Genomic DNA, 12016 nt, shown 5'->3' with positions numbered 1-12016 from the left:
ATTATTTTTAACTTAATTTGAATGAAAATTCAAAATTTTTACTTGAATCTATTCTATATTTTTCCTCGACATCTGTCCCCCAACTGTCTATTCCTCCTACACCGCGTACTTTTCCAGCAATTACTAAAACTGTTCTGCGTGCTAGTGGAAGTTCTTCAATGTGTGTGGCATTTTCTAATTCTTCAGCGGTATAGGGGAGGCAGCTAAAGTTAAGTGGTTTATCAGTTTTATTAATTTCTAGTTGAAAATCATTTGTATCACGATCTGCATTATTCAGGCTAGTATTTCTAGTGATAATTAATTTATCTGTGTCCATATGCATGCCATTTTCTTGTGGAACCAAATATTTTGTGACAGGTAAACCTTTTACGTGAAATACTCCTTTTTTTGCCCCTGCTTTACGATCAGGATAGGTTTCAGAAGAAAGACCGTAATATTCAAATCCAGTTGCCATCGTAGGCATGATAAAACGCATTCCTAGGACTGGAAGAGATGGCAATCCTTCTTTTCCCATGTAACGCATTTTAATAGTTGCATGTCCACTGGAATCAATAACATAGGTAAGCGTGCATATAGTTGCCGGCGTAGTAGTAGTTTTATAATCAAAACTAATTTTTACGAGATTTGCATATTCATGGTTAGAAAATTGATTATTGAATGGAGCGATAGGTAGAGGATCAAATTTTTGATCATCAACTGTTAGATGAATTTTACTACATTGGCTGAACATATCCGCTCCTAACCATTGAGCAGCCTTAACGCTAAAGCCATTACCGCGATCGTTATCAGTTGTGGCACGCCAAAATGTTGGAGTAGGGATCCGATAGAGCCATTCTTTATTATTGATTTTTAGGGATTCAAGTCCGCCTTTTTCATAACTAAAAATATATTGAAATTTTTTAGTTTGTACTCCTAACGCTGCATCTCCGTAAATAATGTGGAGTTTATTTGTGTAATCCATAATAATATTTAACCTCCTGCATTGCTGGTTTTTCAGTTCGATCAGCAAACATTAGACCATCCCCAGAAAATTCATAATCTGAGTGTCGATCATCAAAGTCGCCACCGTATCTGAGTGCTTTTTTACCGCTTATTGGATCATAGGTTAAAAGAGCTTGATCAATAAAGTCCCAAATAAATCCGCCTAAATATTGTGGATATTCATCAATTAATTTAATGTAAGATTTCATTCCACCATCTGAATTGCCCATATCATGCATATATTCGCATTCAAGAAATGGCTTTGAAGGATTATTTTTTAAATATTTTTCAGCTTCTTTAGGTGGAAGATACATGTAACTTTCTAAATCAGATATTTTATTTTTTAAGTCTGGTGTATGAACCACACCTTCATAATGCGTAAGGCGTGTATCATCGTGTGATTTATAGAATTGATTCATTGCTATTAAATTTTCACCAGCATATGATTCATTACCTAGCGACCAAAAGAGAATAGAAGTATGATTCTTTAAAGTTTCATAATTACTTCTGGCACGATCAATAACTACATTACGCCATTTTGCTAAAGATCCTGGAACATTATACGAAGGCTCAACTTCTCCCATTTTTTGCCATGTTCCGTGAGATTCTAAATTATTCTCTGCCATAACGTAGATACCATTTTGATCACATAAGTAATACCACGGAATTTGATTAGGGTAATGGCAAGTACGTACTGCATTGATATTGTTTCTTTTAAAGGTCTGAATATCGGCCTTCATATCCTGTTTAGTAATGGTACGTCCGCTATTCATATTCCATTCGTGTCGGTTGACCCCATTTATAATTAGTCTCTTTCCATTGAGTAATACAACTTTATCGTCAGTTATTTTAATTTCTCGAAATCCAAATTTATAAGAATCTAACTCAATTAGATTTTTATTTGAATCTTGGACTTCAATAAATAACTGGTATAAATAAGGGTGATGGTTATCCCAAAGATGAATGTTTTCCAGTAATTTATTTTCGATTGTAATTGTTGAAGTTAGATTATGTTCTTCATCCAGTAAAGTTCGCCCATTGATATCTTTTATTTTTAAACGTACATATCCATCTTTTGTACCAGTAAAGGATAATTTGGCATTGAAAATTCCATCATGGTAGTCATTTGTAATTGTTGGTTTTAATGTAAGATCCATTAAATGTGTTTCTGGAAAAGCAAGTAGCTTTACTGAGCGGAAAATTCCAGAAAATCTAAACATATCCTGATCCTCTAAAAAAGAGGCAGTACTGTGTTTGAATACTTGTACAGCTAAAATATTGTTCTTTTCTTTAAGGTAGGGGGTAAGATCAAATTCAGATGGAGTAAAACTATCTTCACCATATCCAATAAAATGACCATTTAGCCAAACAAACATTGCTCGTTCTACTCCTTCAAAGAAAACATGAACGTGCTTTCCTTGAAAAGAATTATCTAGATCAAAATGTTTAATGTAAGAACCGACCGTATTATCTTCTCCTTCACTGAATGAACGATCTGTTTTCTGTCCTAGTGAATAAGCTGGTCTGCGAAAAATTTTTCCCTCCCAAGGATAGAGGGTATTTATATATTGATTTTGTGCATAATTATTTAATTCAATTTCACTTGGAACAGGAATGAAATCAAAATCTGAAGCATCAAAATTAGTTTTGTAAAAATCAAGTGGTCTAGTTTGGGGATTATTAGAAAATTTAAATTGCCATTTTCCATCTAGACTTTGAATAAAACTGCTACATTTTTGTTCCCATTCTTCATAATTTTTGAAATATAAATGATCACTGTGCGCTGCAATTTGATTAACGCGGAAAGTTTCTGGATCATCTAGCCATCGAATATTTGCTTTCATGGTTCTACCTGATTTCTAAGAATATTATATTGAAGACGCTTTTATTATATCACCTAAATAAATAATTTACTCGAAAATAGTAAATGATTTACAAATAATATTTGTGTTTTATTGATTAGTTTTGAAAATGATCTTCCGAACTGATAATGTTATTTATAGAAAAAATAAAACTTTTGTTTAAACAGAGTAATTAAATTATAGAAAGAATTAATTATGGCAACTATAAAAAAAATAGCAGAAGAATCTGGTTATTCTCCAGCCACTGTATCTCGTTTGTTAAATAATGATCCTAACTTATCCATTACAGCTGATACAAAAAATAAAATTTTAGAGATTGCTAATAAGTTAGGTTACTGGAAAGATCATCAAGAAAAGAAAATTCGTCCTACGATCGCACTGTTGTATCGTGTTAATCATGAAGAGCAATTACAAGATGAATATTTTACTTCGTTAAAAAATGCTTTAATTTCAACAGTTGAAAAAGAAGCCCTTCAAATGAAAACATTTTATGAAATAGATGATTTAATAAAAAATGCTTCTTTATTTCAAGGATTTATTGGGATAGGGGCTGCACCAATTGAAAATAAAAAATTAAAGCAGTTGCATAAGATACTGCCTAATGGAGTTTTTGTTGATACAAATCCTGCTCCTGAATTATTTGATTCTATTCGCCCAAATCTTGAACTTACGGTTAAAAATGCGATTGATCTGTTCTTCAAAAAAGGATATGAAAAAATTGGATTTATTGGTGGAGTCGGACCAAAGCATGACGGAATTCAAGAAATTGATCGGCGAGCTAGTGCTTTTGCTGAATACTTGAAAGCTAGAGGAAAAAATAATAATTATATGTTTGTTGAGGGGCCTTTTAGTGTTGAAAATGGTTATCAATTAGGTAAAAAGGTTACGGCAAAATGTAAAAATAAGTTTCCCCAAGCATTTTTAATTGCTTCTGATACGCTAGCAGTGGGCGTTTTACAAGCATTTAATGAAGAAGGGATTAATATTCCAAAAGAAACAGCGATATTAAGTATTAACAATAGCAATGTTGTTAAATATGTTTCTCCGCCTTTGTCGTCTTATAATATTGACCAGCAAGAAATGATTGATATGGCATTAAGTATGCTGATTAATTTAATTATTAAACCTGATCGAGCTCATATTGATGTAAATATGAACACAAAATTAGTTATCCGTAAAAGTTTTATTCCTAAGTTTTATTCCTAAGGAAGATAAATAATTTAATAAATAAAAATAATTTTTCATAGAAAAATAAAAAAGGAATGCTGATAGAGACATTCCTTTTTTGTTTTGATATTTAGTAAATTATTTAGTAAATAAAAGTTATTTATTTACTAGAGATATAAACACGAGTATTATATCGATGTAAGCGATTGCGCAGTTGCGATGAGGAGGAAATTTTTATGAAATCTCATGGAAAGTCAGGAAAGCAAATTCTTTCCTACGCGTCATTTTGTTTGGGTAATTTAGGTCATTCAGCTTTCTATGGTGTAATGAGCACATACTTTGTTATTTTTATCACCAGTAGTATGTTCAGTGGAATGCAGGCATCTATTGCAGGTAAGCTGATTGGATTAATTACTGGTTTAATGGTTGTCATCAGGATAGCTGAATTAGTAATTGATCCTATTTTAGGAAATATAGTCGATAATACTAAAACAAAGTGGGGAAAGTTTAAACCTTGGATTTTAGTGGGTACACTAGTAAGTGCACTACTTTTATTGGTATTGTTTACTGGAATTTTTGGTTTAGCTCAAGAAAGTTGGCTCTTATTTGCTGTATTATTTATCTTAATTTATATCGGTTTTGATATTTTTTATTCATTATCTGATGTTTCTTATTGGGGAATGGTGCCAGCTTTAAGTGAAGATTCACATGCACGTGGAATTTATACATCATTGGGTGCTTTTTCAGGAACAATTGGCTGGAACGGATTAACAATTATCGTAGTACCGATTGTGACCAGTGTTACTTATATGGTAACTGGTAAGCACGAAGAAGGAGCAGCTGGCTGGCTAGCTTTTGCAGCAGTAATTTCTGCTCTCGCCATTGTCTGTGCTTTAATTGTTTGCTTTGGTACTAAGGAAAAGCACAATATTATTAGAAATTCGGCGAAGCAGAAGACAAGTTTGAAGCAAGTTTTTGGAGCAATATTTCATAATGATCAAATCTTATGGCCAAGTCTTGCTTACCTCTTATATTCATTAGCTTATATTATTACTAATGGTGTTTTGTTTTATATGTATAAATTTGTAATTGGTAAGCCTAACGAATTCTGGGTAGTAGGTGTTATCGCAACTATTATTGGCTTTTGTATCAGTCCAAGTTTTCCAATTTTAAATAAATATATTCCAAGAAAATGGTTATTTGTTGCTGGTCAAACTTGTATGATTTTAGCTTACGTTCTCTTCATTTTTGGACGTAATAATGTAATCCTAATGGATTTGGGATTAGTTTTACTAAATATTAATTTCGCTCAGTTGGTAACCGTATTGACTTTAACTGATGCTATTGAATATGGTCAGCTTAAGAATGGGCAAAGAAATGAAGCAGTTGTCTTAGCTGTTCGTCCAATGATTGATAAATTTACTGGGGCAGTTTCTAATGCTTTAGTTGGTTATGTTGCAATTGCGGCTGGAATGACTGGAACAGCTACTGCTGCTGATATGACGGCTCATGATATTAATACTTTCAATATTATTGCCTTATATATTCCATTAATTTTAGCTGTTTTGTCAATCATTGTTTTTTTGACAAAAGTAACATTATCAGAAAAGAAACATGCGGCCGTTGTTGAAGAATTAAAAGATAAATTGGCGGAGGGCAAGATTGAAAATGATAAAGAAGAACCTGATGCGAGTGTTACAAATGAAATTGTTTATGCACCAGCGGATGGTGAATTAATGAATTTAAGCGAAGTTATTGATGAGAATAATAAGCCGTTTCCAGGTAAAGGATTTGCTATCAAGCCAAGTAGAGGAAGGATCCATGCCCCATTTAATGGAAAAATTAAATTTACCTTTGTTACTAAACATGCTTTCGAAATTGTTTCTGATGAAGGGTTACAGGTAGTGGTACATGTTGGTTTAGGAACGGTTAACTTACGTGGAAAAGGCTTTGAGACTTACTATGATGATGGTCAAAATGTGAGAAAAGGAGATTTATTACTTGAATTTGATCGAGACCTTGCTCTTGAAAATGGTTATCAAGACACAGTAATTGTTTTTTATACACAACCACGAAAAATTGTAAAAACTAGTGAAGTTGAAACTGGTAAGACTGTTAAGTATGGAGAAGAAGTTGTAAGCGTAGAATTTAGAGAAGCGCTAAAGAATTCAGAAAAAACAATGGGATTACAAGCAGAATAAAGGAGAAAAATATGACACAATTATCACGCTTTTTATATGGTGGAGATTATAATCCTGAGCAATGGCCAGAAGATACTTGGGCAAATGACATACAAGTTTTTAAACAAGCACATTTAAACTCAGCTACTATTAATGTTTTTTCTTGGGCTTTATTAGAGCAAAGAGAAGGAGAATATGATTTTTCAAAATTAGACAAAATAGTTAAAGAATTATCTGATGCTAATTTTGATATCGTCCTTGCAACTGCAACTGCAGCTATGCCCGCTTGGATGTTTAAAAAATATCCTGATGTGGCACGAGTAGATTATCAGGGAAGACGACATGTTTTTGGGCAAAGACATAATTTTTGCTCTAATAGTAAAAACTATCAAGTTCTTGCTAGTAAATTAGTTAAAAAAATAGTAAGCCGATATTATAAAAATCCTCATATTAAAGTTTGGCATGTTAATAATGAGTATGGGGGCAATTGCTACTGTGACAATTGTCAAAATACTTTTAGAGACTGGCTAAAATATAAATATAAAAATTTAGAAACTTTAAATAAAGCATGGAATATGAATGTGTGGAGCCATAGGATTTATGATTGGGATGAAATAGTAGTTCCAAATGAATTAGGAGATGCCTGGGGAGCAGAAGGCACTGAAACTATTGTTTCTGCATTATCGCTTGATTATTTGCGTTTTCAATCTGAGAGCCTATTGAAACTTTTTAAGATGGAGAAAGCTATTATAAAGAAATATGACCCAGTGGCTTTAGTAACAACTAATTTTCATGCTTTACCTAATAAATTACTTGACTATCAAAAATGGGCAAAAGAACAAGACATTATTTCTTATGATAGTTATCCAAGTTATAACATGCCAACTTATCAGTCAGCATTTTTATATGATTTGATGCGTTCGTTAAAACATCAATCCTTTATGCTGATGGAATCGACACCTGCTCAAGTAAATTGGCAACCATATAGTCCATTGAAGAGACCGGGACAAATGGCAGCTACAGAATTGCAAGCAGTTGCTCATGGAGCAGATACAGTTCAATTTTTCCAATTAAAACAAGCCATTGGCGGATCGGAAAAATTCCATAGTGCAGTAATTTCACATTCTCAAAGAACTGATACTAGAGTATTTAAGGAAGTAACAGAACTAGGAGAAAAACTAGAAAAAACTGGTTCGACAATTTTAGGATCAAAGACAAAGGCGAAGGTAGGAATTGTTTTTGACTGGGATAACTTTTGGTCTTATGAATATATTGACGGAATTACGCAAGATCTTGATTATGTAGAATCAATTTTGGATTATTATAAACAATTTTATAAGCGCAATATCCCAACGGATATCATTAGCGTTGACGACGATTTTAGTCAATATGACTTAGTTGTAGCTCCAGTTTTATATATGATAAAAAGCGGATTAGCAGAAAAAATTGATCAATATGTAAAAAGGGGTGGTAATTTTGTTGCTAGCTATTTATCTGGAATAGTAAATGAAAATGATAGCGTGTACCTTGGGGGATACCCTGGTCCTTTAAAAGATGTTTTAGGTATCTGGGTTGAGGAAAGCGATGCAGTAATTCCAGGACAAAAAATTACTGTTTCCTTAGATAGTAACAATTATCAAGCTAACTTAATTTGTGATTTGTTGCATTTAGAAGGTGCACATGCTTTAGGAAACTATAATAGTGAATTTTATAAAGAAACACCAGCAGTTAGTGAGAACAAATGGGGTAAAGGTACTAGCTGGTATATTGGAACGCAATTAGATGAAGCGGGATTAAGTAAAATATTTGATCATCTTATTTCAATTGTGAATATAAAATCTTTAACAGAGACTAAAACGGATTTAGAAATAACTAAAAGAGTTACAAAAAGCGGAAAAAAATTATACTTCGTCTTAAATATGAGTAATGATACAAAAGATTTGCCGTCTGAATTTGATGCATATAAGAATTTATTTACAGATAAAAGTGCAAATAAAAAGATGAAGGCATGGGAAGTTCAATTATTGAGTAAGCTTTAGAAATAAGTTAGGTATAAAGGATTAATATTAACTTTATACCTTTTTTATGAAATTTAGTAAATTTATTTACTAAATAGATAAACAGTTTTATAATTAATTATGAAAACGATTGCAAAAAATTAAGAGGTAAAAATTATGAATAAAGATGAAATACTTAAAGACTATCAAGAAGTATTTAGTGAAAGTGGAAAAGATGTTTTCTTCTCACCTGGTCGAATTAATGTGATTGGAGAGCATACTGACTATAATGGAGGACATGTTTTTCCAGCAGCAATTAGTTTAGGTGTTTACGGCGTTTATGGACCAAGAGATGACAAAAAGGTTCGTCTTTATTCAGGTAATGTAGATGGTGAAATTGTCGAATTTGATTTAGATGATGATTCAGTAGAAAAAGATAAACGCTTTTGGACTAATTATTTTAAAGGAATGATTATTTATTTACGTCAAAGAGAAGACGGCGAAAAAATTAACCATGGTTTTAACCTTTATATTAAGTCTGACTTACCATCAGGATCTGGTCTATCTTCAAGTGCAGCAATTGAAATGCTAATGGGGATGATTTTAAAAGATGAATTTGATTTAGATGTTGATCGTCCAACTTTGGCAAGACTAGGACAAAAAACTGAAAATGAATTCGTTGGCCTAAATTCAGGAATCATGGATCAATTTGCTTGCATCATGGGTAAAAAAGATAGTGCTATTTTCCTTGATTGTAACACGATGGAATATGAATATAAGCCACTTAAACTGGGCGATTATGAAATTATTATTATGTCTACTAATAAAGAGCATACTTTAGCAGATTCTGCTTATAACGATCGTGTTAGTGAATGTCACAAGGCCTTAGAAAAATTACAAACTAAGCTTGATATTAAAGCACTAGGTGAACTAGACGACAATACTTTTGATGAATATTCATACCTAATTAACGATGAAACGGAATTAAAACGTGCTCGTCATGCAGTTAGTGAAAACGGAAGAACAATCAGAGCAACTAAGGCCATGGAAGATAACGATCTTGAAAAATTGGGTCGATTGATTGATGCATCTCATATTTCCCTTCATTATGACTATGAAGTAACGGGTAAGGAACTTGATACTTTAGCAGAAGCAGCTTGGAAACAAGACGGAGTTTTAGGAGCCAGAATGATTGGTGGCGGTTTTGGCGGTAGCGCAATTGCAATTGTGAAGAAGAATGAAGCTGAAAACTTTAAGAAAAATGTTGGCAAGATTTATCGAGATGCAATTGGTTATGACGCAAGCTTCTATGATGCAGAAATTGTAGATGGAACTAAGAGAATTTAATATTAAGAGGCTACAGAAATGAAAATTATTGAGAAATTTGCAGATGAGGTTATTGAAAGTGGAGCCTATCAAGAATTAGATCGTGTATACATAATTAACAAGATCAAAGCCTTAGTTGGTGATGAAGACCAAGAATGTGATGAAAAACAAACATCAGTACACCAACTTGTGCAAATGGCTGTCGATCGTAAAATTATTCCAAATGACAATACTTCACGCGAAGTCTTGAATGATGAGTTATATGATTTGAAGACTCCAATACCTTCAAAAGTAAATGAAATTTTCTGGCAAAAGATGCAAAAGTCAGCTAATAGAGCAACTGATTGGTTTTATAAGCTTTGTGTTGATAATAATTATGTCAAAAAAGAAGCAATTGCTAAAAATATTGTTTTTTCAGGCAGGAGTTCTAAGAATCATGAATTAGAAATTACTATTAATCTGTCAAAGCCTGAAAAAGATCCTAAAGCCATTGCTGCCGCAGCTCACAATACTGGTAATAAATATCCTCAATGTGCTCTATGCTTAGAAAATGAAGGTTATGTTGGCGGATATGGAAAAAATGCCAGAAGTAATTTACGTGTAATTCGAATGACTATCGGTGGTCGTCCATGGGGCTTTCAATATTCGCCATATGCTTACTTTAATGAGCATTGTATTTTCTTAGATCAAAAGCATATTCCAATGATTATTAATCAACAAACCTTAATTAATTTGATTGATATTGAAAAACAGCTCCCAGAATATTTTGTTGGTTCAAATGCAGATTTGCCAATTGTCGGCGGTTCAATGCTGGCTCATGAACACTATCAAGGCGGACGTCACGTCTTTCCAATGATGAAGGCAAAGATTAAGAAAGAAGTTATTTTTGATAAATATCCGGATGTTAAGGCAGGAATAGTTGATTGGCCAATGAGTGATTTGCGGCTAATTAGTAAAAATTCACTAGCTTTAATTAGTCTAGGTAGTAAGATTATTGATTTTTGGGATCGTTATAGTGATCAAGATCGTCAAATTACTGCTTTTGATGGTAAGACTAGACATCATACGGTTACTCCGATTATGCATCGTGATGGAGAAAAATTTGTTCTAGATTTAGTTCTTCGCGATAACAATACTAGCGATAAGTATCCATTAGGAATTTTTCATCCACATTCTGAGCTTTGGCATATTAAGAAAGAAAACATCGGTTTAATCGAAGTTATGGGAAGAGCAATTTTGCCTGGAAGACTTAAGAAAGAACTAGAAGAAGTAAAGAAATATTTACTCGATGAAAATAATGAGATAGCTGAAAGCCATCTTGCTTGGGCTCAAGAAATTAAAGCTAACCATCAAATTACTAGCGAAAATGTAGATAGCATTCTTCAACAAGCTCTAGTTGAAGTGTTTGATCAAGTTCTTGAGTGTGCCGGGGTCTTCAAGAATAATGAAAATGGAGAAGCTGGCTGGCAAAAGTTTACCGAGGCTTTAGTTAGCCAGGTAGATAGATAAAATGAAAACAAGTTTTAGAAAGTATAGTCGTAAAAATGGTCAGGACTTATGTGAAATTAGTCTTGAAAATAATCAAGGAATGAAGGTTAAGATTCTTAATTATGGAGCAACTTTAGAAAAAGTTCTACTTGATAGCGAAGATATGATTTTGTCATTAAATAGTCCAGAAGATTATTCAAAAGAAAGAAATTTTCTGGGTGGGACCGTTGGCAGAATTTGTGGACGCGTTCGGCTAGGTCAATGGAAACATGGCAACCAAATATATCAACTTCCTCAAAATGATGGAGAAAATCACATTCATGGTGGTATTGGAACTGATATGAAAATCTGGAACTTTAAATTAAAAAATTCAGAACAAGAGTCTCGAGTTGATCTCTTTCTTTTTGATCCAGATGGAGATAATGGCTATCCGGGCAACATGAAGTTACATGCCACTTATAAGCTTGATAATGAAAATAATTTGTCGTACAAATTAGAAGCTGTTAGTGATCAGTTAACAATTTTTAATCCGGCTAATCATACATATTTCAACTTAGATGAAAGAGCTACCGACTTAAAACTCCAACTTGCAGCGGATTACTATTTGCCGGTAGGTACGGATGGATTGCCAAATCAAGGAATGAAAAATGTAGAGAATACAGTGTTTGATTTTAGACAAGGTAAGAAGATATCTGCTGCTTTAGATAGTGATGATAGTCAAATTAACTTGCGTAACGGCCTAGATCATCCTTTTATTTTGAATGGGATGCAGCCTGCAGCAGTGTTGTCATCTAATAAACACAAAATGATTATGACCACTAATGCACCAGCAATTGTTACTTATACAGCTAACCATTTTAATCATACTGGTGTAGCAAACAATATTGGACAGTACGATGGGATTACTTTAGAAGCACAATATCCACCAGTAGAAGGTATAGAGTTAGGAGAAATTACTTTACTCCCTTTTGAAAAGTTTGAGCGTAAGATTAACTGGAACTTTAGTTAATGACAT

Annotated in this window: 8 protein-coding genes; 6 read left to right on the top strand and 2 right to left on the bottom strand. The window is 33.1% G+C overall.

Annotated features, from left to right (window positions below):
* Positions 1 to 7: 7 nt before the first annotated feature.
* Positions 8 to 961 carry a beta-galactosidase small subunit gene (locus tag H1A07_RS06650; protein ID WP_210144762.1) on the bottom strand — a complete coding sequence of 318 codons (954 nt, stop codon included), beginning with the start codon at positions 959 to 961 and terminating at the stop codon, positions 8 to 10.
* Positions 945 to 2825 carry a glycoside hydrolase family 2 TIM barrel-domain containing protein gene (locus H1A07_RS06645; protein ID WP_210144761.1) on the bottom strand — a complete coding sequence of 627 codons (1881 nt, stop codon included), beginning with the start codon at positions 2823 to 2825 and terminating at the stop codon, positions 945 to 947. Before H1A07_RS06645 ends, H1A07_RS06650 begins: the two co-directional genes overlap by 17 nt.
* 213 nt (positions 2826 to 3038) lie before the next feature.
* On the opposite strand from H1A07_RS06645, the gene H1A07_RS06640 reads away from it, so the two are divergent.
* The 6 genes from H1A07_RS06640 to H1A07_RS06615 all read left to right on the top strand — a co-directional run bounded on the left by H1A07_RS06640 (position 3039) and on the right by H1A07_RS06615 (position 12010).
* Positions 3039 to 4049 (top strand): LacI family DNA-binding transcriptional regulator, encoded by a 1011-nt coding sequence (locus H1A07_RS06640; RefSeq protein WP_210144760.1) that lies wholly within the window; start codon positions 3039 to 3041, stop codon positions 4047 to 4049.
* A gap of 197 nt (positions 4050 to 4246) precedes the next feature.
* Positions 4247 to 6211, top strand: coding sequence for a sugar MFS transporter (locus tag H1A07_RS06635; RefSeq protein ID WP_210144759.1), 1965 nt, complete (start codon positions 4247 to 4249; stop codon positions 6209 to 6211).
* A gap of 11 nt (positions 6212 to 6222) precedes the next feature.
* Positions 6223 to 8229, top strand: coding sequence for a beta-galactosidase (locus tag H1A07_RS06630; RefSeq protein ID WP_210144758.1), 2007 nt, complete (start codon positions 6223 to 6225; stop codon positions 8227 to 8229).
* A 135-nt stretch (positions 8230 to 8364) separates the two neighbouring features.
* On the top strand, positions 8365 to 9534 hold the full coding sequence (locus H1A07_RS06625) for a galactokinase (protein ID WP_210144757.1): 1170 nt from the start codon (positions 8365 to 8367) through the stop codon (positions 9532 to 9534).
* An 18-nt stretch (positions 9535 to 9552) separates the two neighbouring features.
* Positions 9553 to 11022: a UDP-glucose--hexose-1-phosphate uridylyltransferase gene (locus H1A07_RS06620; protein ID WP_210144756.1), complete on the top strand. Its 1470-nt coding sequence runs from the start codon at positions 9553 to 9555 to the stop codon at positions 11020 to 11022.
* A 1-nt stretch (position 11023) separates the two neighbouring features.
* Entirely contained in the window at positions 11024 to 12010 is a 987-nt protein-coding gene (locus H1A07_RS06615; protein WP_210144755.1) for an aldose epimerase family protein, read from the top strand.
* The last annotated feature ends 6 nt before the right edge of the window (positions 12011 to 12016 follow it).

The organism is Lactobacillus taiwanensis, assembly GCF_017894345.1.
GTDB classification, from domain to species: domain Bacteria; phylum Bacillota; class Bacilli; order Lactobacillales; family Lactobacillaceae; genus Lactobacillus; species Lactobacillus taiwanensis.
Note: the sequence above shows the minus strand (reverse complement) of the source record. Positions and strands in the feature narration are given on the sequence as shown.